The following is a 24125-nucleotide window of genomic DNA, read 5'->3' as shown; positions in this document are numbered from 1 at the left end:
GCTCACGCGGCGGCGGTCGCCTTCGCCAACTGCTCCGCGTTGGGCGAGATCCTGGGCGAGGCGAAGGTCACCACGATGGCGATGACCGTGAACACCCCCGCCACGAGCAGGCCCCGGTGGAATCCGTCGACCAGTGCCTGTTCCTGCGATGCCCCGTCCGCCAGCGCCGCCGTGGTGTGCGAGAGGGACAGGGTGGTCACCACGGCCAGTCCGAGCGCGCCGCCGACCTGGTAAAAGGCCGTCACCACCCCGGAGGCCGCGCCCGCTTCGTGGTTCTCGACGTCCACGACGGCCGCGATCTGGGCCGGTACGCCGAGTCCGATGATGCCGATGCCGAACAGCACCAGGCCGGGCAGGAGTTCACTCGTGTACGAGCCGTGCGCGCTGACGCCCATCAGCAGCGCCAGACCGGCGACGTTCAGTATCGCGCCGCCCAGTTGGACGGGCCGGGTGCCGAAGCGCTGCACGAGCTGGGTGGCGCCGACGGCGGCGGCGATGGCGGCCGCCCCCATAGGCAGGAAGTGCACACCGGCCTCCAGGGCCGAATCGCCGCGCACCTGCTGGAGATAGATGGACGTCAGGAAGAACATGCTGAGGAAAGCGGCGCCGTTGAGGCCGAGCGCGACGCTCGCGGTGGACAGGGCGCGGGAGCGGAAGAGCCGCAGTGGTACGAGCGGGGCGTGCGAGCGTGACTCGACGACGACGAACGCCGTCAGCAGCACCGCGCCGCCGAGCAGGAAGCCGGCCACCTCCAGCGAACCCCAGCCGGCGGGCTCGGCCCGTACGACGCCGTAGACCACGGCGAGCAGCCCGGTCGTACCGAGCGTGGCGCCGAGGGCGTCGAAGTCGCGTGCCCCGGCCCCGGCCCCGGGGATGTGCCGCACGAAGGTCGGGGTGAGCAGGACGATCAGGGCGACGATGGGTACGTTCACGAAGAACACCCAGCGCCAGTCGAGGGAGTCGACCAGCAGCCCGCCGGCCACCACGCCGAGGGTGCCGCCGAGCCCGGCGAGTCCGCCCCACACGCCCATGGCGATGTTGCGTTCCCTGCCGTGCGGGAAGGTCACCGTCAGGATCGACAGCGCGGCAGGCGAGAGCATGGCGCCGCCGAGCCCCTGCACGGCACGCGCCGCGATCAGGACACCGGGGGAGTCGGCGAACCCGGCCAGCAGCGACGTCACGCCGAAGAGCGCGAGCCCGGCGACGAACACCCGCCGGGAGCCGAGCAGATCGGCTGCGCGTCCGCCGAGCAGCAGGAAACCGCCGAAGAGCAGCGTGTACGCGCTGATGACCCATTGCAGGTTCTCGGAGGAGAAGCGCAGATCGGTCTGGATGTCGGGCAGCGCGACGTTCACGATCGTCACGTCGAGCACCACGATGAATTGGGCGAAGGCCAGAACGGCCAGCGTGGCCCAGGGACTGCGTCGCACGGATTACCTCACACAGGGAGATCGCCGGTTGAGTATGCGGTGTAAGCGTACATAGTAAACACGGCGAAGTGTGCACCGTATACTCAAGGTGTCGGGCGACGGGAAGAGGCCGAGGTCATGGGTGCGAAGGCACGACTGAACAAGGAGACGCTGGTCTCCACCGCGCTGGAGCTGGCGGACGCGGACGGGCTCGACGCCGTCACCACGCGCCGCCTCGCCCAGCACCACGGCGTGACACCCATGGCGCTCTACCGGCACTTCCGCGACAAGGACGAGATCCTCGACGCCGTCGCCGAACGGCTGCTCACCGAGGCCGAGCTGCCGGAACCCGACGACAGGCCGTGGCACGAGCAACTGCTCGACGTCTTCGACGCCCTGCTGCGGGCCCTGCGCCCGCACCCCGCGGCCGCCGCGCTCGTACTGAGCAGGGTGCTCAGCTCCGAACCGGGTCTCAAGCTTGCCGAACGCGCCCTGGCGCTGCTGGCGGAGGCCGGCTTCTCCGTCGACCGAGCGGCCGAGACATCGAGTCAGGCGCTCAGCTCGCTGGTCGCGCTCGTACTGACCGAACCGGGCCGTGGCGCCGCCATCGCGGACAAGGAGAAGCGGGACGAGGAGATCACCGCCAAGCGAGCCGCGCTCGCCGCGCTCCCGCAGACCCGCTACCCCCATGTCGTGGCCGCGGCCGACGCGTTGGTCGACTGCGCGAGCGACGAGGTGTACTACGCCCGTGGCACCGCGATGATCGTCGCCGGGATGCGCGCCGCGGACGTGTGAAGCTGACGCTCCGTCAGTGGCCGGTCAGCCCCGCCAGCGCCGCGTCCACGGCGCCGACCAGCCTGAGCGGATCGGGATCGACCTTCACCACGACCTGCAGTCCTTGGAGCATCATCGTGAGCATCGCCGCGTAACCGGGCAGGTCCAGGGTGGCCGGGATCTCGCCCTGCCGGACCGCGTGGCGCAATCCGCTCAGCAGGCCCTCCTCCACCACGGACAGCACCTCGGCGAGACAGTCGGCGACGGCCGGATCGCCGGGCAGCAGCTCGCCCGCCGTGTTCGCGATCAGACAGCCGCGCGGCTCCGCCTCCTCGGCGGCCAGCTGCAGATAGCCGAGCATGATGGCCCTGATCCGGGGGACGACCAGGCCCTCGCCCAGGAGCGCGGGCGCGACCGCGCGGGCCTGCGAGTCCCGGTACTGCTCCAACGCCCGCAGGAACAGGCTGTGTTTGTCACCGAACGCGCGGAAGAGGCTGCCGGGGTGCAGCGCGAACTGCTCGCTCAGCTCGTCGACGGAGGTGCCTTCGTAGCCCTTCGTCCAGAACAGCTCCATGGCGCGATCGATGACGTCGTTCTCGTTGAAGGTCCGCGGGTGAGGCACCCCCGCATCGTAAGGGGGCACCGGGGTACCGGAACGGGGCGGGCACCCGGCCGGGCAGGGGGTCACCGGGCCGCCACCAGGAGTCACCCGTACGACTGACCACAGGCCGACAAGGCGCTGCGGACCGGAACTATGGGGATATACAGACACCCCTGACGGCGGACATCGCCGGCACGGCACCGACGACAAGGAAGGTTCCCGATGGCGACGACGGGCGGAGCGCTCGACGCGGTGGTGGTGGGCGCGGGTCTCGCGGGGCTCGCCTGCGCCGGCGACCTGCTGACGGCGGGGCTCGACGTACGGCTCGTCGAAGCGTCCGACGCCGTCGGCGGCCGGATGCGGTCCGACCGGTACGAGGGGTTCGTCATCGACCGCGGGTTCCAGGTCTTCAACACCTCCTACCCGCAGGTCCGCAGGCGCCTCGACCTCAGAGCCCTCGCGCTGCGCCCGTTCACCCCCGGCGTGCTGATCCACACCGACCGGGGCCGGCTCCGCTTCAGCGACCCCACCCGCCGCCCGCGCGAAGCGGCCGACCTGCTGCCCGGCAGGCTCGCCGGCACCCGCGACCTGCTGGCACTCGGCGTCCTGTCGGCCCGCGACATGCTCGCCCCGGCCGGTGTTCTCAAACGCGGCGAGGAGCGCACCACCCGCTCGGCGCTCGCGGCGGCCGGGCTCTCCGAGGAATTCGTCGAACGGTTCTTCCGGCCGTTCCTGTCGGGAGTCTTCCTGGAGGACGAACTCGAAACGTCCAGCCGGGTCTTCCACCTCGTCTGGCGCAGCATGCTGCGCGGCACGCTGTGTCTGCCCACGGACGGCATCGGCGCCGTACCCCGGCAGCTCGCCGACGCGCTGCCGGCCGGCACCCTGCGTCTCGAGTCGCCCGTCGACCGCCTCACCGACGACGGCGTCCTGCTGACGACCGGCACCGAACTCGCCGCGAAAGCCGTGGTGGTGGCCACCGGACCCGGCCCGGCGGCGGCCCTCCTGCCCGCGGCGCACATCGGCCCGTACCGGACGACCACCACCTATTACCACACGGCCGACACCTCGCCGCTGGCCGAGCCCACCCTGCTCACGGACGAGCGCCGCCGCTTCCTCAACACCTGCGTACTCAGCGAGGTCGTCCCCGGCTACGCCCCCGCAGGGACCGCGCTGATCGCCACCTCCGTGCTCGGCACGGACACACCCGGCCGCGAGGCCCGGCTCCGGACGGCGCTCGCCGAGGCGTACGCGACGGACGCCTCGGCGTGGCGGCTGCTGACCGTACGGACCATCGAGGACGCCCTGCCCGCCATGCCGCCGCCGCACCGCCTCACCACCCCGGCGCAGCTCGCCCCGGGGCGGTTCGTGTGCGGCGACCACCGCGCCACCGGATCCGTCCAGGGCGCGCTGGCCTCCGGCGCGCGGGCGGCCCGTGAGGTACTGCGCGAACTGCGCCCTTAGCGCCCGGTCACGGGGCCGACGGCGAAGGGCTGGCGCCGGCCGCCGGCTGCGGGCCGTAGGCGGTCAGGAAGCGGTTGCGGAAGGAGTCCATCCGCCAGACCGGCGCGTGCGGACCCGGCCGCAGGCCGTCCTGCCAGCCCCATGGGGCGATCTTGTCGAGGACGGCCGGGTCGTGGGCGACGATCGCGATCGGCACGTCCCGGCTCGCGTGGTCACCCGCGACCTTCGGGATGGGCTGGTGGTCACCGAGGAAGACCAGCACGGTGTTGTCGTGGCCGTACTTGGTCACGTACGACACGAGACTGTTCACCGAGTACTCGACGGAATCCGCGTAGTCCCCACGGACCTCGGGCGTGCTCCGCAGCACGGCGTGCGGGTCCTTGCCCGCCGCGTGGATGGCGTCGTACACGGAGCCGTCCCCGACCTGGTCCCAGCCGACCGATGTGGGCAGGGGCGCCCAGGGGTTGTGACTGGAGGTGAGGATGATCTCCGACATCAGCGGCTTGGGGCCCGGCTTGCCGTGTTCGAGCCGTTCGAAGGACTCCAGGACGAACTGGTCGGGCATCCGGGACCAGCCGAAGGACGGGCCCTGGTAGCCGAGGTGCTTGGAGTCGTAGATGTTGTCCAGGCCGAAGAACTTCCCCTCGGGCCAGGCCCGGGTGACGCCCGGCATGATCCCGACCGTCCGCCACGCGTCGGCCCGCTGGAAGGCGCCGGTGAGCGTCATCCGGTCGCCGGAGGTGACGGTCTCGTAGCTGCGCTGGTTGGTGATCCACAGCCCGGACAGGAACGTGGAGTGCGCCAGCCAGCTGCCGCCGCCCGCCGTCGGGGAGGTGAGGAACGCGCTCCGGGAGGAGAAACCGGCCGCGCGCAGCTTGCTCGTGTTGTCCGCGAGCATCGCGTCGATCTGCGGTGCCATCGACGGGTCCTCGATCGCGCTGCGGCCGTAGCTCTCGATGAAGGCGAAGATGACGTCCTTGCCGCGCAGTCCGGTGAGCAGCTGGTCGTTCGGCGTCTTGCCGAAGGGGTCGACCGCGGCGGCCTTGGCCAGCTGCCGCTCGTCCCGCAGACTGTCCCGCGCCTGTTTCACATGGCTGTAGACCAGCTCGCCGGTGCTCCGGGACGCCACCGGCGCCCCCGCGAGCTGCGTACCGAGCGCGGCGCAGGTGATCCAGGCGACCGCGAGGACCGCGGTGGTCCGGAGCGTCGCCGTGGAGTGACGGACCAGGGGACGGCTCACTCTGAGCACCGCGAGCGGCATGAGGACGAGCACGGCGGCGACGATCAGGATCACGCCGATCACGGCGCCGACGGCGAGCGCCTGGCCGCCCGAGTCCCGCAGGAACGCCTCGGCGTCGTCGAGCAGGAACCAGTCGAGCCGCGCGTCGAACGGCCGGTCCAGCTCGTTGTAGAAACCTATGTCGAGGAACTTGAGGATGGTCACAAGACCGAGGACCGCCCCCGCGACGATCGCCGCCACCCGACGCGCCCGCGGTGGCAGGAACGGCAGCACGGCCGCGGCGACGATGCCCTCCACCGGGATCCGGAGGAAGGCGGAGACGGTGGGATCCGTGAGGTTGTTCGGCAGCAGCAGCGCGAGGAGGACGAGCACGGCGGCAAGCCCGGTGAGCACCCGCGCCGCGACCCGGGCGACGCCGGGGTGCACCCGCACCCGCCCCACGACCCGCGCGACGCCGGGGGTCCCCTCCTCGCCGGTCCGGTCCGGGTCCGGCTGCTCCGTGTCCGGCTTGTCCATGTCCGGCTTGTCCATGTCCGGCAGTTGGCGGGACTTCATGAAGGGCGACAACCCAAGTTCCTTCCGCGCGAGGCCCGGTGATGACGTGGCGGACCAGGCACAGAGGGTCGGGGCCGCAGACAGGTGTACGGCCCAGCGATGCGTTTTGTTCAACGCGTTTCCGCTGCCTTTCGCTCAATCGGGCACGGCGGCTACCGGCAGTTTTCTCCCCAGCCGCGCCAGGGGTGAGAAGACCATGAACAGGGGCGACAGCAGCAGACCGGCCGCGGTCACCAGGAGCGCGGTACGCGGTCCCCAGCCGGCGGCCAGGAAGCCGCCGAGCAGTGACCCGAGCGGGGTCAGACCCATGCCGACGACGTTGACGGTCGCGACGACCCGGCCCTGGATCCGCACGGGCGTCACGGCCTGCCGGACCGCCATGACCGTGACGTCGACCAGCTGGCCGAAGACGCCGAAGACGAAGTTCACCGCCATGAGCAGGGCGAGGGTGGCGGCGCCCGACCCGTGCAGCGCGGGGACGCACAGCAGTACGCCGTCCCCGAGCACGGCCGCCGACACCAGCACCAGGCCGTACCCGATCCTTCCGGGCAGCCACGCCGCCAGCAGCGAACCCGCCAGCGCGCCGGGACCGACGGCCGCGAGCGCCAGGCCGACGGCGGTGCCCGGCAGCTGCAGGGTGCGCGACAGGAAGAGCAGATAGACGGTCATCAGACCGGCGAAGGAGAACTGGAAGAGGGCCGAGCAGATCCCCACGGCCCGCAGCGAGCCGTCGCTGACGACCAGACGCAGTCCCTCGTGGATCTGCCGCCACATCCGGACGGCGGACCGCCCCTCGGACCCGGGCCCGGATCCCGCCCCGGACAGGGGTACCGGCTCGTTGCGGCTGATCCGCCGGACCGACAGGGACGACAGGACGAAGAAGCAGGCGTTGGCCGCCGCGGCGACCGGTACGGAGAGCAGCGAGACCATCGCCCCGCCGAGCGCGGGGCCGCCGATCTGCGCCGCCGACCTGCTGCCCTCCAGCAGGCTGTTGCCCTGGGCGAGCTGGTCGCGTGGCACCAGGCGTACCAGCGACGCCTGGTACGCCACGTCGAAGCACACGCTCAGTACGCCCACCAGGAAAGCGACCACGAACAGCACCGGAACGCCGAGCACCCCGAGAAGACAGCAGACCGGGATCACGGCCAGTGCCACGGCGCGGCCCGCGTCGGCCAGCACCATCATGGTGCGGGAGCGCCTGCGGTCCACCCACGCCCCCACGAAGAGCGAGAACAGCAGGATCGGTGCCTGCTGCACCGCGCGGAGGGCGCCGAGCTGACCGGCGCCCGCGTGCAGTGCCACCACGGCGACGAGCGGCAGTGTGACCTGCGCGGCCTGTGCCCCGAGCTGCGAGGCGCTCTGGCCGGCCCAGAGACTGCGGAAATCACGGTCCCGCGACAGGGCGGGAAGACGGAACGGCACAGTGACCCCTTGGGGCGCCGAGGGCTGAGGAAAAGGCTCGCCGTGCCGCGATCAGAGGCGGCACGCGATGACAGGTCGGTCGGGACCTACGTCAACGCGCGCTCGGGTGACCGGGCATCTCAGCTCCTCACGGGGTCGGCCGTCGTTCGGAGATTAACCGTCGGACGTCCGCCGCGAAAGCGATATTCGGTGCGGCGGTGTCCGCCCTCCGTCAGCTCAACCGGCGAACCGGGGAAGCCACTTCACCCGGTAGTCGGGGTGTCCCGCGTGCTCGGCCGCGATCTGCCGGACGACGAAGCCCAGGCCGACCGCGCGCCCGGAGGGGAAGTCACGGGCGGGGCGGTCCACGTCCAGCTCGGCCACCTCCGCGTACTCGCCGATGAGTACCCGGGTGGTCTCGATACGGCGGAGGGTCTGCGCCGGGTCCTGGTGGGCGATGTGATGGTCGTAGCCGTAGTCCTTCATGCTGAAGGCGATCGGGCCCGTGGAGCTGTGCACCTCGCCCGGCCGGTCCGGCGGGCACCGCCACGTGTCGCTGCCACCGTTGCGCGCGATCTGCTCCTCCTCGTCCAGCCGGGCCCGGACGAAGGTGATCAGTGCTTCGTTCTCGCTCACGCGTCTTGCTCCTCGAAAACGGCCCGTCCAGAGCTGTCAGTGGGCTTGGCGGGCTGGGACGGCCGTAGGGAAGGATACCGCGCGCGGCAACGGCACTTGCCTCGTCCGCGACCACACGCGCGCTTCCCATATGGGCGATTTGGCGGTATTGACCTTCAAGTCCGTATAGCCACCGATAGGTCAACTTGTCGTTCGGCGTTCCTCGTTGGAGCGCGCGGTTGCGGTATATCCCCGTGATGTGTGTCACGTAAGGACATGTCGGGCGTGCGCGCGGCCGGCTGCTATTTCCCGCGCACAGAAGGAAAGTTGAGTTCTCGGATCTTGTTCCGGTAACGAGATGTCGAACCGTCGGATTCCCGATTCGAGATGTTCCTGTAATCCCGGACTTGTTCAGGCCGGTCTTTGTCGCTTACGTTCACGTCACTCCGGGTGGACCGCCTAATCCTGCCGCCGTCCGGAAAACCCAATCCCACTCACTTACGGCAGGAGCGGGGGACCCAAGGTAAGCCGCCGGTCCGTAAACAGGACCGGCTAGGGGTGAAGCCACATTCATGTGGCCGGACATCTCCAGTCCGAACCCGACAGCTCACCTCGCAGGCGACGGAGAGGAATTAGTCATGCCCAAGAAGCACCGTCGTCCCCGTACCGGCCGGCTCACCCGACGCCTTATCGCATTCGGTACGGGTGGTGCGGCGCTCACCATCCCGCTGGTGGCCGCCACCACCGCCACAGCGGCGCCGTCCGTCCACAGCTCGGCCGTCGAGTCGGCCGTGAAATCGGCCCCCGCGTCCGTCGTGGCCGCCAAGAAGGCCGCGCCGACCACGTACTCCGTGGTCTCCGGTGACTCGCTCGCCAAGATCGCCCGCACCCACTCGCTGAGCGGTGGCTGGAAGAAGCTCTACCAGGACAACCGGCAGGCCGTCGGCGGCAACCCGTCGCTGATCCACCCCGGCCTCAAGCTGACCCTGGGCGGGAAGGCGGCGTCGAGGACGGCGGCGACGACCGCCGACAGGACTGTCACGAAGAGCGCTCCGAAGAGTGCCCCGAAGGCCGAGGCCAAGCCCGCCACGGCGGCGGCCGTCCCGTCCGGCAAGAGCGCCCAGGGCGGTACGAGCACCACCCCCATCCAGACGGCGGCCGCGTCGTACACCAACGACCTGGACGGCTGGATCAAGGAGTCGCTGGACATCATGGCCGCCCACGGCATCCCGGGCAGCTACGACGGCATCTACCGCAACATCATGCGGGAGTCGTCGGGCAACCCGGCGGCCATCAACAACTGGGACTCGAACGCCGCCGCCGGCACGCCGTCCAAGGGACTGCTGCAGGTCATCGACCCGACGTTCCAGGCGTACCACGTGGACGGCACGTCCATGGACAGCTACGACCCGGTGGCCAACATCACCGCCGCGTGCAACTACGCGGCTGCCACCTACGGCTCGATCGACAACGTGAACGGTCCCTACTGACCGGACCTTCACCCACCTGACGGGCCCACTCCGGCCGGACGACGCACACGTCCGGCGGGGGTGGGCCCGTTCGGCATGCGGGGGACATGGCGCATCGTGCAGTCGCCGATACGGCGCGCACCGGTACGTCCGCTGCCCCGGCCGAGGCCGGCCATCGCGTAGCCGATGCTGCCGAAGGCGATCAGGGTGAGCAGCAGAGCGAGGGTCCAGAAGAGCATCGCCGGGCCTCCGGGGTCTCGGAGCGGGGCGTGACTCCTGCCCGCGGTGGGACGCATCGGCAACGATGCGCAGAGTGCGATCCCTGGGGACGATAGCCCGTCGGGGCGTTTCTGAACAGGTGTCAAGTGGCCATCCGCGCCGCCCGCGCCCGGCGCCGGCCCGCTGGGCTGAATGAACGTCAGGGAAACGGCACCCGTCGTGTCGAAGTCATATTTACGTACAACCTTCTGAGGGGTGTGTGAATCTCACTCGGTGACCGCCGCTGTTGACGAGGGGGCCCGAATGCTGAAAGTGAGCATAGTGATTCCGGTTTACAACGCCGGAGAGCATCTGGATCGCTGCGCCGCATCACTGACCGGCCAGAGCCTTGGCTCCGACGCCTACGAGATTCTCTATGTGAATGACGGGTCGACGGACGACTCGGCCGAGCGGCTGCGCCGGCTCGCCGCCCGCCACCCGCATGTGCGCGTCCACCATCAGGAGAACTCCGGCTGGCCGGGCAAGCCCCGCAACGTCGGCGTGCGACTGGCCCGCGGCAAGTACGTGCAGTTCGTCGACCAGGACGACGAACTCGCCCCGGAGTCACTGGAACGCCTGGTCAGGCTGGGTGAGCGGAACGACTCGGACATCGTGCTTGGCAAGATGTACGGCACGATGACGGGACCGAGCAACGTGTTCAAACGGACCGTCGAGCGCTGCACGGTCAAGGACGCGCCACTGATCGAGAGCCTGACGCCGCACAAGATGTTCCGGAGATCCTTTCTGCTGGACCACGGCATCACATTTCCCGAAGGGCGCGTCCGGCTGGAGGACCAGCTCTTCATGGCCCGCGCCTACACCCGGGCGCGCACCGTCTCCATTCTCGGTGACTATCCGACCTACCGCTGGGTCCGCAGGGCGGACGGCGGGAACAACAGCAGCGGCGTCACGACGGCCGACACGTACTACCGCCATCTGCGGCATGTCGTCGAGGCCGTCAAGGAGGGCACGGAACCGGGGGAGTTGCGCGACAGACTGCTACGGCGTTCCTATCGGGTGGAATTACTCCGTCCGGTGACCGAGCCGCGCGTTCTGCAACGGACCGGGGCTCAACTGCGCACCTATTTCGATGTCGTTCGGAAGATGGCGCTGGAATGTTTCCCACCGGGCGTCAGAGAAGGAATGCCGGCCGTCGGGAGACTGCGGGCCACCCTGCTGGAGGAGGGCCGGCTGGAATCCCTTGTCGAACTCGCCCGGCGCACCGGTGGAATCAGGCCGCGGCTCGACATGGAGAAACCGTTCTGGCGGCAGGACAAACTCGTGGTGCGGACCACGGTCCGTCATGTCAGGCCGAATGGTGAGCCGTTGGTCCTCGTGGAGCGCGAGGGAAAATTCTTCCTCGATCCCGAACTGCTGGCGGGAATCGAAGGCGCGGAGAACGTCGAGGTGACCGATCCTTTCTCCTACGCCACGGGCGAGCTGCTCGTGCAGAACACCTCCGACGGCCACTGGTGGTATCCCGACAGTGAACTGACCCCCGAACTGAGGCCGCTCGGCGCCGGACGGCACGAAGTGGTGATCACGGGGGAGACGCTTCTCGACCCGGACACGCTCGCCGGCGGCAACCCGCTCGCGAGCGGCCGCCACCACGTGTGGCTCAACTACCAGGTGCTGGGCCTCGGCCGGCGGGCCAGGGTCGCCAGCGAGGACCGGCCGTATCTCGGGGTGCGGCGCATCGGCGGGCGCATCCTCGTCCCCAACTGGTTCGGCCCGCACTCCCAGCTCCAGCTGACCGCCGGTCAGCCGGGCCGTCAGCTGTGGCTGCGGCACTTCGTGGCGTCGGCAGCGACCCGTCCCGGGATACGCCGCCTCGTACGGACGGCCTTGCGGAAGCTGCCGGCGGGCCTGCGGGGCAGGGTGCGGTCGGCCGCCCAGGAAGCCTCGCGCTGGGGTCGCGGGGAGCACTCGCGCTGACGCGTTAGACAAACTTCGTACGACTGTCTAATGTGTCAGGTGTGAGTAGTCCTGAGCGGGAGTCCGACGACCCCAAGCGCGCCGCAGTGCTGGCAGCAGCCCTCGGGGTGTTCGGCAGGTACGGATTCCAGAAGACGTCCATGGAGGCGGTCGCCAAGGCGGCCGGCGTGTCCCGGCCCGGCCTCTACCTGCACTTCTCCAACAAGGAGCAGCTGTACCGCGCCACGATGCGCGGGGTCCTTGAGCGCGCCCAGCGGGGCATGGAGGCGAGCTTCGACGACGACCCGGCGGCGAGCTTCGAGGACCGCACGGTGGCGGCGCTGGACGCCCTGATGGGCCAGTACGTCGAGACCCAGGTGGCCAGAGACCTCGGCGAGCTGCTGGAGAACAGCGGACCGCAGCTCGGCTCGATGTTCCACGACCACCAGGAGCAGGCGCGGGCGACGATCAGCGACCGGGTCGGCGCGCTCGCGCCGCCCGGCCTGCTCACCGACGAGCTGACCGCTGACGACGTCATGGACGTCATCTTCTCCGCCGCCCTCACCTGGAAGCAGACCTCGGCCACCCGCGCCGAGTTCCGCGACCGGATCAGACGCGTCGTCCGGCTGATCTGCCGCGCCGCCGGCTGACCCCGACACCTCTCACCCCGCACGCCGACCCACGGAGTACAGCCATGCCTGAAATCACCACCCCGTTCACGGCCACCTCGACAGCGGCCGAGGTCATCGACGGTGTCGACCTGACCGGCAGGCGCGCCGTCGTCACCGGCGCGGCCTCCGGCATCGGTCTGGAGACCGCCCGCACCCTGGCCGGCGCCGGCGCCGACGTCACCCTCGCCGTACGGGACACCGCGGCGGGTGAGCGCGCCGCGGCCGACATCCGCACCACCACGGGACGCGACACCCGGGTCGCCCACCTCGACCTGGCCGACCTCGCAGGCGTCGACGCGTTCGGCAAGGAATGGACGGGCCCCCTGCACATCCTGGTCAACAACGCCGGGACCATGGCCCTGCCGGAGCGCACCACGACTTCCGACGGCTGGGAGACCCAGTTCGCCGTCAACCACCTGGGCCACGCGGCCCTGACCCTCGGACTGCACGACGCGCTCGCCGCAGCGGGCAACGCCCGGGTGGTCGTCGTCAGCTCGTCCGCCCACCTGATGTCCCCGGTCGTCTTCGACGACATCCACTTCACCGCCCGGCCCTACGAGGCGTGGTCCGCCTACGGCCAGTCGAAGACGGCCACCGTCCTCTTCGTCGTGGCCCTGACCGGGCGCTGGGCGGCCGGCGGCATCACGGCCAACGCGCTGCACCCCGGCGGCATCATGACCAACCTCCAGCGCCACCTGGACGAAGGCCAGCTGCGCTTCGTCGGCGCCGTGGACGACCAGGGCCGGCGCCTTGACGTCCCGCCGGGCTGGAAGACCCCGCAGCAGGGAGCGGCGACCACGGTCCTGCTCGCCGCCTCCCCCCTGGTGGAAGGGGTGAGCGGCCGCTACTTCGAGGACTGCGCCGAAGCCGTCACCGTCACCGGGCACGGCGACAGCAGGAGCGGCGTGGCCGCCTACGCCCTCGACGCGCACGAAGCCGACCGCCTCTGGGACGAGACGACCCGGCTGCTGCACCGCTGACGCACGGCCGAGGAGGCCTGACAGGCCTGCCGGACACACGCCGCGGCCGAACGCGCCCGGCGGTCCCTTCGGGGAGGATGTGGGAATGGCCATCTCGGATCCCACGCCTGCCGTCTCCGCCGCCGTCGAGGGCGAGCTGCGGTTTCTCGACCCCGCCGTGTACGCGTCGCCCGCGCGCCTCGGCGAGCTGCTGCACGACGACTTCACCTCGTTCGGCTCGTCCGGCACGGCGTACACGCGGGAGACGTACATCGACGAACTCCGGGCGTGGGGCGCTTCGACGCCGCCCGGCACGGTGTCCGGCATGACGGCGGCGCAGCTCGGCCCCGACCTCGTGCACATCACCTTCGACCTCACCGTGCGGGGCCGGGACGTCCATCGCAGTTCCCTGTGGAAGAACACCGAAGAGGGCTGGAAGCTCTACTTCACGCAGGGCACCACCTTCGCGAGCTAGGAGCCCACCAGGGGCCGGACCTCGCTTGCCACGAATCTGACGAAGCCCTCCGGGTCCGGCTCGTCGGCCGTCGGCTGGAGGACCACCGTGTCGGCCCCCGCGTCCACCAGGCGGCCCACGGCCGTCGCGACGGCGTCGGCGTCGCCCGTGACGCCCGCCTCCGGGGTCTGCGCACGGCCCTCCCGGGCGAGCTCGCCGCGCAGCCGCTCCGCCGCGTCGGGGCCGGTCGTCGTCAGGAGATACACGACGACCGGGTGCGGTCCCGTGCGCCCGGCGGCGGCGCGGCCCTCGTCGATCAGGGCGCGCGCCTGGCGTACCTCGTCCGGTGTCGTGCCGCCGGTGAGGATCGTGCCGTCCGCGGCCTCGCCGGTCAGCCGCATGGTGCGCGGTCCCGTCGCCCCGGCGAAGATGCCGGGCGCCGTCGCGGGCGGCCAGTCCAGGGCGACGTGGTCGAGCTTCACGTAGCGGCCGTCCGTCGTCACGGACTCGCTCCGCAGCAGCGCGCGCAGCGCCTCCAGGTGCTCGCGCAACAGGGTCACCGGCGACTCGACGCGCGCGCCGACCTGCGCCATCCAGTCCTGGACACCATGGCCGATGCCCAGCACGACGCGCTCGGGGAAGAGCCGGTGGAGCGTCGCCGCCTCCATCGCCGTCAGGGCCACGTTCCGCAGCGGCACCGGGAGCAGCCCGACCCCGATCCGCAGCCGCTCCGTCCAGGCGAGGGCCGCCGCGGCGCTGGCGATACCGCTTTCGAGGAAGCAGTCCTCCCAGAGCCACAGCTCCTCAAGACCTGCCTCGTCCGCGGCACGTGCCACGTCACGCAGTCGCTCAGGGGGCAGTTGGGGGCGGAACACAGCGCCGAGTGTTGTCATACGGTCATCCAACACGGCGGCCCCGCCGGGTGTCGACCTCGACCGGGGACCCCAATTCGCGTGGTCAGGCGCGTCGGACGGACGGCACTCGGGGCGGGACCGTGTGCCGGACCCGCCCCGAGCGATTGTGCCCCCTGCCCCGGAGGCTGCACGGCGTGCTCTTCCCCGAGCATGGTGTGGCCGACCGTGCACAGTTCGGGTGCCCCGCCCGGAGAACGGTAGGCGCGTCCGATCGGGTGACTTAAGGGCCTAGGCGGTGGGGTCGACGACGACCTTGCCCACGGCGCCGCTCTCCACGGCTTCGTGCGCCGCCGCCACCTCGGAGAGCGGGAAGCGCCGCACCGGCAGCGGGCTCAGCGCGCCGGCGCTCATCGCCGCCCCCACGTCGGCCACCGCGTCCGCGAGGTCCGGCTCAGGGAACCCGTAGAGCAGGACGAACCGCAGTCGCACATTGGCCGTCATGAGCCGCCGGACCGGCAGGGAGACGTCCTCGGCCGCCGCGTACGTGGAGATCACCGTACGCGGACCGCTCACGGCGAGGTCGAGATCGAGATTGGGGCCGAGGGCGACCTCGACGACGCGGTCCACGGTGGCGGCGAAGCCCTTCACCTGGTCCACGGCGTCCTCGTCGTGGTAGTTGACCACCAGATCGGCGCCCGCCAGGCGCGCCAGCTCGGCCTTCTCGGGGCCGCTGACGGTACTGACGACCCGGGCGCCGGCGTGCTTGGCCAGCTCGATCGCGAAATGACCGACGGCTCCCGCGCCGCCCGCCACCAGCACCGCACGGCCGTTGAGCCGGCCGTCGGCGAACAGGCAGTGGTGCGCGGTCAGCGCGGGCACGCCGAGGCACACGCCCAGTTCGTCGTCGATGTCCTCGGGCAGCGGCACGGCGCGCTCCTGCGGCACGACGCTCCACTCGGCCGCCGTCCCCCACCGGTTGCCGAACGCGGCGAGATACGTCCATACGCGCTGTCCGACGCGCGCGGTGTCGACGCCGGGACCGACGGCGTCGATCCGGCCCGTGGCGTCGTGGTGCGGGACCTGGAACCCGGTCGGCACCCCCGCGGTCGCGCCGCCGCGTGACTTCACATCGGTGGGGTTGACGCCCGACAGGGCGATCTTGACCCGTACCTGTCCAGGGCCGGGTTCGGGGCGGTCGACGTCCTCGACCCGCAGCACATCACGGGCGGAACCCAGACGGTCGTACAGAGCTGCTTTCACTTCATCGTCCTTTTGCCGCGAGGCGGGCGGTGGCATCGAACCGCCCGATCGTACGGCGCTCCTGCCCGCTGCGGCCGCTGTGACACCGGACCGGCGGCGGGCGCCGTTACGGCACGCGGAACCGGGGTATTCCTGCTCGGACCACGACAGGCCGAACACGCACCGAGCACGCACCGGACGGAAGGCGACGCACATGGAGATCGGCTACAAACTGGCCGCCGAGGCATTCGGTCCCGCGGAGCTGGTGCGTCAGGCGGTCCTGGCGGAGCAGGCGGGCTTCGACTTCGTGGAGATGAGCGACCACTTCCATCCCTGGCTGGACAACCAGGGTCACTCGCCGTTCGCCTGGACCGTGTTCGGGACGATCGCTGCGAAGACCGACCGTATCGGCCTCGCGACCGGCGTGACCTGTCCGACCGTCCGGTACCACCCCGCGATCATCGCCCAGGCGGCCGCGACCCTGGCCCTGCTGTCCGACGGCCGCTTCACGCTCGGCGTCGGATCGGGGGAACGGCTCAACGAGCATGTGGTGGGCCCTGGTTACCCCGGCACCGTCCGGGTGCGGCACGAGATGCTCCGCGAGGCGCTGGAGATCATCCGGCTGCTGTGGAGCGGCGGCTACCACTCGTACGAGGGCAAGCACCTGACCCTCGACGACGCCCGCGTCTTCGACCTGCCCGGCGAACTGCCGCTCATCGCCGTGGCGGCCAGCGGTCCGCCGTCGACCCGGATCGCCGCCGAACTGGGTGACGCGCTGTTCGCCACCGAGGACAAGCCGGAGATCGTCCAGGAGTACCGGGCGGCGGGCGGCACCGGCCCCCGGTACGCGGAGGTCCCGATGGCCTGGGCCCCCGACGAACACACCGCGGCCCGGGCGGCGCTGGAGACCTCGCGGTGGGCCGTGACCGGCTGGAAGGTCATGAGCGAACTGCCCAACCCGGTGAACTTCGAAGCGGCCACCACGACCGTGCGCGAGGAGGACATCCTGGAGAAGTTCGCCTGCGGCCCCGACCCCGCCCGCTATCTCCAGGTCGCCCAGCAGTACGCGGACGCCGGCTTCGACCGGCTCGTCATGCAGAACGCCGGGCCCGACCCGGACGGGTTCATCGACTTCTACCGGCGCGAACTCGACGGCCCGCTGCGGAGGCTCAAGCCCTCGGGCGCGTAGCGGACAGACCGGTCTACGATCAGGCGGACACCGCTTTCAGCCGGCCGTGACGCACGCACGAGGAGCCTCGATGACGACACTGGACGACGCGGCGGCGCTGGGCCGGGCGGAGCAGGGGCTCGCGGTGATCTCGACGCTGCGGGCCGACTCCACCATCCAGGGCTCGATCGTCAACGCGGGCGTACTCGCCCATCCGGTCACGGACGAGCCGGTGCTCGCCTTCGTCACCTACGGACCGGTGAAGCTCGCCAATCTGCGGGTCAGGCCGCAGGTGACCGCGACGTTCCGCAGCGGCTGGCAGTGGGCGACCGTCGAGGGCCGCGCCGAGCTGGCCGGGCCCGACGACCCGCAGCCCTGGCTGGACGCCGAAGGGCTGCGGCTCCTGCTGCGGTCGGTCTTCGCCGCCGCCGGCGGCTCCCACGACGACTGGGACGAGTACGACCGGGTGATGGCCGAGCAGCGGCGTACCGCCGTGCTCGTCCGCCCGGACCGGGTGTACAGCAACCGGCAGACCGGCTCCTGACCCGATCCGGTCCCGCGCCGGCGCGGGACCGGATCGGACACAACCTAGCGCGCCAGCAGATCGCGGAGCGCGCCGATGACCTCGGCGGGGGACTCCTCGGCCATGAAGTGCCCGCAGGACACAGGGGTGTGCTTCAGGTCCGGTGCCCAGGCCCGCCACAGCTCGGCGGCGTCGAAGCCCAGCGCCGAGCCCCAGTCCTGCTGGAGCACGGTCACCGGCATCCGCAGCCGGTTGCCCGCCGCCCGGTCGGCCAGGTCGTGTTCGACGTCGACCCCGGCCGAAGCGCGGTAGTCGGCGACGATCGAGGGGATCGCCGCGCGGGACGCCGCGAGGTACGCGGCGCGTACGTCGGCGGGGATCGCGGCCGGGTCGACGGCCCAGAGGTCGAGGAAGTGGCCGAAGAACGCGTCCGGCGCGCCGCTGATCAGCTCCTCGGGCAGACCGGGCGGCTGGGCCATCAGATACAGATGGAAGCCGACGGCGGCCGACGTACCGTGCATCACCTCCCATGTGTCGAGGGTCGGCAGGACGTCGAGGGACGCCAGGTGGGTGACGGTTCCGGGATGGTCCAGCCCCGCGCGGATCGCCACCAGGGCGCCCCGGTCGTGGCCGGCGAGCGCGAAGCGCTCATGGCCCAGTGCCCGCGCCAGGGCGACCACGTCGGCGGCCATGGTGCGCTTGGAGTACGTCTGTCCGTCCGGGTCCGCCGGCTTGTCGCTGTCGCCGTAGCCGCGCAGGTCCGGGCAGATCACCGTGTGGTCGGCCGCGAGATCGGTGGCGACATGCCGCCACATCAGATGGGTCTGCGGGAAGCCGTGCAGCAGGACGACGGGGCTGCCCGAGCCGCCCACGGCGGCATGGAGCGCCACGCCGTCGGCGACGGTCACCCGCCGCTGGGTGAAGCCGGGAATCTGAGGGGTCATGGCCGCTCTCCTGGTGTGCTCTGTCGGTGTGCTCTGTACGGGTCGGTCGAGCCGAGTCTGCGGGCCGTCGATCAGCGGCGGATCAGCGCTGGATCAGTGCCGGACCAGGGGCCGCTCGGCGGCGGCTCGGCGAGGTGACCAGGGCCTCGCCCGGATAGGTTGGCGCGAGTGGCGACGCGGGGACAGGGAGGTGGGTGAGCCGGTGATCAGCTTCGGTGTGCTGGGCCCGCTGACCGCCCGGGACGAGCACGGGCCCGTCGATCTCAAGGGGCTGCGGCACCGCGCGGTCCTGGCCCGGCTGCTGATCGCCAGGGGCCGGGTCGTCCCCGTCGCCCGGCTGGTCGACGACCTCTGGGACGAGCCGCCGAAAGGCGCCGTCGGCGCCGTACAGACCTTCGTCGGCGCGCTGCGCAAGACCCTTGAGCCGGACCGCCCGCCGCGCACCCCGGCCCGGCTGCTGGTCACGGCAGAGCCCGGCTACGCGCTGCGGGCGGATCCCGGGACGGTGGACGCCTGGCGGTTCGAGGCCGCTGTCGATGCCGCCGCCCCGCTGCTGGCCGAAGGACGGGCCGAGGAGGCGCGGCTGCTGCTGGACGGCGCGCTCGGCGACTGGCGCGGACCCGCGTACGCGGAGTTCGCCGACGAGCACTGGGCGCGCGCCGAGGCGGGCCGGCTGGACGAGCTGCGGCTGCTGGCCGTGGCACGGCGCACCGAGGCGGCGCTCGGCCTGGGGCAGGCGGCCGAAGCGGTGCCCGGCCTCGAAGCCGCAGTCGCCGAACACCCCCTGCGCGAGGACGGCTGGCGGCTGCTCGCGCTGGCGCTCTACCGGGCGGGACGGCAGGGCGACGCGCTCGCCGCGCTCCGTCGCGCCCGGGCCGCGCTGCGCACGGAGCTGGGCGTGGATCCCGGCCCCGCGCTGCGGGAACTGGAGGCGGACATCCTCGGCCAGGCGGCGCGGCTCACCACGATGCCCGCCGCGCCTGCGCACCGTACGCACCCGGCGCTCCCGGCGGCCGGGCAGCGGCGCTCCCCGGCGCACCCGTTCGTCGGCCGTGACGCCGAACTGACCGCGCTCGACGGGGCCGCGGCCGACGCCGTCGCCACCGGCCGCTCGCGGCTGGTGCTGCTGTCCGGAGCCGCCGGGGCGGGCAAGACGGCCCTGGCCGACGCTCTCACCGAACGGCTCGCCGCCACCGGCTGGACCACCGCCTGGGGCGCCAGCCCCGAGCCGGCGGGCTCGCCCGCCGCCTGGCCGTGGACCCGGATGCGCACGGGTCTCGCGGCTGCAGGTCACGGGCCCGCCCCCACGGAAGCGGACGACCCGGCCGGTCGGTTCACCCCCGGAGAAGGCGACGATCCGGCCGCCGTACGGTTCCGGCGCCAGCGCGCCGCCGTGGCGTATCTGGCCACGGCCGCGGCGCGCGCCCCGGTCCTGCTGGTCTTCGACGACCTGCACTGGGCGGACGAGGAGACACTGGCCCTGCTGACCGCGCTCGCCACGGACCCGGACACCGGCCCCGTGCTGATCGTCGGCACCTACCGGACGACCGAGACCTCGGCGGCCCTGACGGATGCGCTGGGCCGCACCGCCCGCGCCGAGCCCGCCCGGATCTATCTCGGCGGCCTGCCCGAGCCGCGGGTACGGGAGCTGGTCCGGGCGCTCACCGACGGGGCCCGTAGCGACGGCACCCATGTCGACCGCGCGATGACCCCCGACGCCGCGCGTCTCATCCACGCACGCAGCGCCGGCAACCCCTTCTTGGTCAGGGAACTCACCCGCGTCTGGGAGAGCGAGGGCGAAGCGGGGCTGCACACCGTGCCGCCCGGCGTACGGGAAACCATCCGCCACCGGCTCGCCGCACTCACCGGGACGGCGCGGACCCAGCTGCGGCAGGCCGCCGTCATCGGACCCGAGATCGATCTCGACCTGCTGATCCCGCTCGCAGGCGACGAACAACTCGTCCTGGACACCGTCGAATCCGCGCTCCTCGCGGGGTTCCTGGTCGAGCGGGACGCGGACCGGCTGCGCTTCACCCACGCCCTGGTGCACGAGACGCTGTACGACGACATCGCGCTCGCCCGCCGCGCCCGGTGGCACGCGTCGGTCGCCGGGATCATCGAAGAGGTGCGGCCCGACGACGTCACGGCCATCGCCCACCATCTGCTGCGGGCCGGCAGCCGCGCGCCCGGCGCCCGTACCGCGCACTACACCCGCGCCGCCGCCGAACGTGCCGAGCGCCGCTCCGCCCCGCACGAGGCCGCCCGGCTGTGGCGGGAGACGGTCGCGGCGCTCGACCGCTCGGCCGACGGCGACCCGCGCGACCGGCTCCAGGCCGTCATGGGCCTGGTCAGGGCACTGGCCGTGACCGGCGACCTGCCGCAGGCCCGGCGCCGCCGCGCCGAGGCGGTCACCGCCGCCGAGGCCGTCGGCGATCCGCTGCTGACGGCCCGCGTGATCGGTTCCTTCGACGTCCCGGCGATCTGGACGGCGAACGACGACCCGGAGCTGTCGGCCCGGCTGGTGACGGCCGCCGAGCACACCCTGGCGGCGCTGCCCGAAGACCGCACGGCGGAGCGGGCCAGGCTGCTGATCACCATCGCGATGGAGCGGCGTGCCGACAGCGGACCGCGCGGCGACCGGGCGGCGCGGGAGGCGGAGAGCGCCGCTCGCGCCCTCGGTGACCCTGCCCTGCTGGCGTACGCGCTCAACGGCCGCTTCATGCAGTCCTTCCAGCGCGCCGGACTCGCCCCGAGCCGGGCGGCGATCGGTGAAGAGATCCTCGATCTCGCCACCCGGCACGGCGAGTTGGTCAGCTACGAGGTCCTCGCGCGGCTGATCCTCGTCCAGACCGGCGCGGCGCTCGCCGATCTCGCGGCGGCCGACCGGCACGCAGCGGCAGCCGACCAACTCGCCGAGCGCTACGACCTGCCGCTCGTCGGTGTGTTCACCGACTGGTACGCCGCGCTCCGGCTCGCGGTCACCGGCAGCACCGACGAGGCGCGCGCCGCGTACCGCAAAGCCGCGACCCGGCTGACCGGTTCGGGTATGCCGGGGCTGGAGGACGGCATCCTGCCGCTCGCCCTGCTCTCGCTCGACGCCCCCGACCTGCGGCCGGCCTCCGTACGGGACGCGGACTGGGGCCCGTACGAGAGCTGGGTGCGCCCGCTCGTACTGCTCGGCAGGGGCGAAGGGGACCGCGCGCTCACCGCCCTGCACGCCGTCCCCGACTCCCCGCGCGACCTGCTCCTCGACGTACGCACCTGTCTGCACGCGACGGCGGCGATCCAGCTCGGGGACCGGCCGGCGATGGACCGTCTCTACGAGCGACTGCTGCCCGCCGAGGACGAGTTGGCGGGCGCGGGCAGCGGTCTGCTCACGCTCGGCCCGACGGCGTACCACCTCGGCCTGCTGGCCGCCGCGCTCGGGCGGCGCGGCCGGGCGGCGGGACACCGACGGCGGGCGGCGGAGGTCGCCGAACGGGCCGGGGCAGCACACTGGGTGGCCGCCGCCCTACGATGTGAGACAGCTCAGTGACTTGACGCTGACCACTCACGATGAAGGGGATCCGCAGGTATGCCGGCCGAGACATTCGAGTTCCAGGTGGAAGCGCGCCAGCTCCTCCAGATGATGATCCATTCGATCTACTCGAACAAGGATGTATTTCTGCGGGAGTTGGTCTCCAACGCCTCCGACGCACTGGACAAGTTGCGTCTGGAATCTCTGCGCGACAACGATCTGCGCGCCGACGTGTCCGATCTGCACATCGACATCGAGATCGACAAGGAACAGCGCACACTGACCGTTCGTGACAACGGCATCGGCATGTCGCACGACGAGGTGGTGCAGCTGATCGGCACCATCGCCAACTCCGGTACCGCCAAGTTCCTGCGGGAGCTGAAGGGGGCCAAGGACGCGGCGGCCTCGGAGGAACTCATCGGCCAGTTCGGCGTCGGTTTCTACGCCAGCTTCATGGTCGCCGACGAGGTGACTCTGCTGACCCGGCGGGCGGGGGAGACCAGCGGCACCCGCTGGGAGTCCAACGGCGAGGGCACGTACACGGTCGACGAGGTCGACGACGCGCCGCAGGGCACCGCCGTCACCCTGCGGCTCAAGCCGGCCGACACCGAGGACCAGCTCTTCGACTACACGTCCGGCTGGAAGATCAGGGAAATCGTCAAGCGCTACTCGGACTTCATCACCTGGCCCATCAGGATGGCGGCCGAGGACAACGGCGCGGCGGACGAGGGCGAGGAGGGCGAGAAGACTCCCGCCGGGCCCGAGACGATCAACTCGATGAAGGCGCTGTGGGCACGGTCCAAGGACGAGGTGACCGAGGCCGAGTACAGCGAGCTGTACAAGCACATCAGCCATGACTGGACCGACCCGCTCGAAACCGTGCGGATGCAGGCCGAGGGCACGTTCGAGTACCAGGCGCTGCTCTTCGTCCCGTCGCACGCCTCGCCCGACCTCTTCACCCAGGGGCACAAGCGCGGAGTCCAGCTCTACGTCAAGCGCGTGTTCGTCATGGACGACTGCGAAGCGCTGATGCCCGAATACCTGCGCTTCGTCAAGGGTGTTGTCGACGCGCAGGATCTCTCCCTCAACGTGTCGCGGGAGATCCTGCAGCAGGACCGGCAGATCCAGCTCATGCACCGCAGGCTGGTCAAGAAGGTGCTCTCGACGGTCAAGGACATGATGTCCGCGAACCCGGAGCGCTACGCCACGCTGTGGAAGGAGTTCGGCCGGGTCCTCAAGGAGGGTCTGCTGAGCGACTACGAGAACCGCGACGCGCTGCTCGGCATCTCGTCGTTCGCCTCGACCCACGACGAGGAGCGGCAGACCACGCTCCAGGAGTACGTGGGGCGGATGAAGGAGGGCCAGCAGCACATCTTCTTCATGACGGGCGAGTCGCGCTCGGCCATCGAGACCTCGCCCCACATGGAGGCGTTCGCCGCGAAGGGCTTCGAGGTCCTGCTGCTGACCGACCCCGTCGACGAGGTGTGGGTCCAGTCGGTGCCGGAGTTCGACGGCAAGCAGCTCCAGTCGATCGCCAAGGGCGAGGTCGACCTCGACACCGACGAGGAGAAGAAGGAGGTCGAGGCCGAACGCGAGAAGCAGCAGCAGGACTTCGCCGCTCTGCTCGGCTGGATGACGAAGGAACTGGCCGAGAGCGTCAAGGAGGTGCGCCTGTCGTCGCGGCTCACCGTCTCGCCTGCCTGCATCGTCTCCGACACCCATGATGTGACCCCGGCCCTGGAGAACATGTACCGGGCCATGGGCCAGGACGTGCCCCAGATCAAGCGCATCCTGGAGCTGAACCCCACGCACCCGCTGGTCGCCGCCCTGCGCGAGGCGCACGGCGAGGAGCGCGCGGAGGCGGGGCTCGCCGAGGCGGCCGAACTCCTCCACGGGATGGCCATCCTCGCGGACGGCGGTGAACTGAGCGACCCGGCGCGGTTCGTGAAGCTGATGGCCGGCCGGCTGGAGCGCACCTTGTAGACCGTCCGGCAGACGCAACCGACCCACAGCCGGGGCAGGCCGCTCACGCGGCCTGCCCCGGCTTCGTCATGCCTGCCCGCGGCACAACGAATCGATCATCGTGCGGAAAGTAT

At 71.3% G+C, this 24125-nt stretch carries 20 protein-coding genes and 1 riboswitch; of the genes, 11 read left to right on the top strand and 9 right to left on the bottom strand.

From position 1 onward, the window contains the following. Positions 1-2: 2 nt before the first annotated feature. Positions 3-1430 carry an MFS transporter gene (locus OHS57_RS03570; protein ID WP_328580985.1) on the bottom strand — a complete coding sequence of 476 codons (1428 nt, stop codon included), beginning with the start codon at positions 1428-1430 and terminating at the stop codon, positions 3-5. 117 nt (positions 1431-1547) lie between these two features. Here OHS57_RS03570 and OHS57_RS03565 point away from each other — a divergent pair, with 117 nt between their 5' ends. Next, positions 1548-2204: a TetR/AcrR family transcriptional regulator gene (locus tag OHS57_RS03565; protein ID WP_328580984.1), complete on the top strand. Its 657-nt coding sequence runs from the start codon at positions 1548-1550 to the stop codon at positions 2202-2204. A 13-nt stretch (positions 2205-2217) separates the two neighbouring features. Here the strand turns inward: OHS57_RS03565 and OHS57_RS03560 are convergent, their stop codons facing one another. Beyond that, complete coding sequence (locus tag OHS57_RS03560) at positions 2218-2805, bottom strand: TetR/AcrR family transcriptional regulator (RefSeq protein WP_328580983.1); 588 nt, start codon at positions 2803-2805, stop codon at positions 2218-2220. A 201-nt stretch (positions 2806-3006) separates the two neighbouring features. Here OHS57_RS03560 and OHS57_RS03555 point away from each other — a divergent pair, with 201 nt between their 5' ends. Then, positions 3007-4248, top strand: a complete 1242-nt coding sequence (locus OHS57_RS03555) for an NAD(P)/FAD-dependent oxidoreductase (RefSeq protein ID WP_328580982.1) — start codon at positions 3007-3009, stop codon at positions 4246-4248. Positions 4249-4255: 7 nt separating this feature from the next. Here OHS57_RS03555 and OHS57_RS03550 read toward each other — a convergent pair whose 3' ends face one another. The 3 genes from OHS57_RS03550 to OHS57_RS03540 form a co-directional block, all read right to left on the bottom strand. After that, positions 4256-6055: a sulfatase gene (locus OHS57_RS03550; protein ID WP_328580981.1), complete on the bottom strand. Its 1800-nt coding sequence runs from the start codon at positions 6053-6055 to the stop codon at positions 4256-4258. 123 nt (positions 6056-6178) lie between these two features. Further along, complete coding sequence (locus tag OHS57_RS03545) at positions 6179-7465, bottom strand: MFS transporter (RefSeq protein WP_328580980.1); 1287 nt, start codon at positions 7463-7465, stop codon at positions 6179-6181. A 216-nt stretch (positions 7466-7681) separates the two neighbouring features. Continuing rightward, complete coding sequence (locus OHS57_RS03540) at positions 7682-8080, bottom strand: DUF6221 family protein (protein ID WP_041998674.1); 399 nt, start codon at positions 8078-8080, stop codon at positions 7682-7684. A gap of 450 nt (positions 8081-8530) precedes the next feature. Further along, positions 8531-8695: riboswitch (cyclic di-AMP (ydaO/yuaA leader) on the top strand. A gap of 2 nt (positions 8696-8697) precedes the next feature. Here OHS57_RS03540 and OHS57_RS03535 point away from each other — a divergent pair. Then, positions 8698-9549 carry a LysM peptidoglycan-binding domain-containing protein gene (locus OHS57_RS03535; RefSeq protein ID WP_328580979.1) on the top strand — a complete coding sequence of 284 codons (852 nt, stop codon included), beginning with the start codon at positions 8698-8700 and terminating at the stop codon, positions 9547-9549. A gap of 8 nt (positions 9550-9557) precedes the next feature. Here OHS57_RS03535 and OHS57_RS03530 read toward each other — a convergent pair whose 3' ends face one another. Further along, on the bottom strand, positions 9558-9767 hold the full coding sequence (locus OHS57_RS03530) for a hypothetical protein (RefSeq protein ID WP_328580978.1): 210 nt from the start codon (positions 9765-9767) through the stop codon (positions 9558-9560). A gap of 283 nt (positions 9768-10050) precedes the next feature. Between OHS57_RS03530 and OHS57_RS03525 the strand changes: the two genes are divergently transcribed. The 4 genes from OHS57_RS03525 to OHS57_RS03510 all read left to right on the top strand — a co-directional run bounded on the left by OHS57_RS03525 (position 10051) and on the right by OHS57_RS03510 (position 13805). Then, positions 10051-11721, top strand: a complete 1671-nt coding sequence (locus OHS57_RS03525; protein ID WP_328580977.1) for a glycosyltransferase family 2 protein — start codon at positions 10051-10053, stop codon at positions 11719-11721. A gap of 41 nt (positions 11722-11762) precedes the next feature. Continuing rightward, entirely contained in the window at positions 11763-12350 is a 588-nt protein-coding gene (locus tag OHS57_RS03520) for a TetR/AcrR family transcriptional regulator (protein WP_328580976.1), read from the top strand. A 44-nt stretch (positions 12351-12394) separates the two neighbouring features. After that, positions 12395-13351 carry an SDR family NAD(P)-dependent oxidoreductase gene (locus OHS57_RS03515; RefSeq protein WP_328580975.1) on the top strand — a complete coding sequence of 319 codons (957 nt, stop codon included), beginning with the start codon at positions 12395-12397 and terminating at the stop codon, positions 13349-13351. An 85-nt stretch (positions 13352-13436) separates the two neighbouring features. After that, positions 13437-13805: a nuclear transport factor 2 family protein gene (locus OHS57_RS03510; protein WP_328580974.1), complete on the top strand. Its 369-nt coding sequence runs from the start codon at positions 13437-13439 to the stop codon at positions 13803-13805. Here the strand turns inward: OHS57_RS03510 and OHS57_RS03505 are convergent. Together OHS57_RS03505 and OHS57_RS03500 are read right to left on the bottom strand one after the other, a co-directional pair. Continuing rightward, positions 13802-14677, bottom strand: coding sequence for an LLM class flavin-dependent oxidoreductase (locus OHS57_RS03505; protein ID WP_328580973.1), 876 nt, complete (start codon positions 14675-14677; stop codon positions 13802-13804). The two genes, OHS57_RS03510 and OHS57_RS03505, sit on opposite strands and share 4 nt — an antisense overlap. Before the next feature lie 249 nt (positions 14678-14926). Then, entirely contained in the window at positions 14927-15898 is a 972-nt protein-coding gene (locus tag OHS57_RS03500) for an NADPH:quinone reductase (RefSeq protein WP_328580972.1), read from the bottom strand. 193 nt (positions 15899-16091) lie between these two features. Here OHS57_RS03500 and OHS57_RS03495 point away from each other — a divergent pair, with 193 nt between their 5' ends. Then, complete coding sequence (locus OHS57_RS03495) at positions 16092-17066, top strand: TIGR03557 family F420-dependent LLM class oxidoreductase (protein ID WP_328580971.1); 975 nt, start codon at positions 16092-16094, stop codon at positions 17064-17066. A 70-nt stretch (positions 17067-17136) separates the two neighbouring features. After that, positions 17137-17589 carry a TIGR03618 family F420-dependent PPOX class oxidoreductase gene (locus tag OHS57_RS03490; RefSeq protein WP_328580970.1) on the top strand — a complete coding sequence of 151 codons (453 nt, stop codon included), beginning with the start codon at positions 17137-17139 and terminating at the stop codon, positions 17587-17589. 44 nt (positions 17590-17633) lie between these two features. Here the strand turns inward: OHS57_RS03490 and OHS57_RS03485 are convergent, their stop codons facing one another. Then, complete coding sequence (locus tag OHS57_RS03485) at positions 17634-18512, bottom strand: alpha/beta fold hydrolase (protein WP_328580969.1); 879 nt, start codon at positions 18510-18512, stop codon at positions 17634-17636. Between the two features lie 190 nt (positions 18513-18702). Here OHS57_RS03485 and OHS57_RS03480 point away from each other — a divergent pair, with 190 nt between their 5' ends. Both OHS57_RS03480 and htpG read left to right on the top strand, forming a co-directional pair. After that, on the top strand, positions 18703-22047 hold the full coding sequence (locus OHS57_RS03480; protein WP_328580968.1) for a BTAD domain-containing putative transcriptional regulator: 3345 nt from the start codon (positions 18703-18705) through the stop codon (positions 22045-22047). A gap of 39 nt (positions 22048-22086) precedes the next feature. Further along, entirely contained in the window at positions 22087-24012 is a 1926-nt protein-coding gene (gene htpG / locus OHS57_RS03475) for a molecular chaperone HtpG (protein ID WP_328580967.1), read from the top strand. Positions 24013-24125 lie beyond the last annotated feature (113 nt).

The organism is Streptomyces sp. NBC_00370, from assembly GCF_036084755.1.
Taxonomy (GTDB): Bacteria; Actinomycetota; Actinomycetes; order Streptomycetales; family Streptomycetaceae; genus Streptomyces.
The sequence above is the reverse complement of the archived record's forward strand: the minus strand, read 5'-3'. Positions and strand labels throughout refer to the sequence as shown.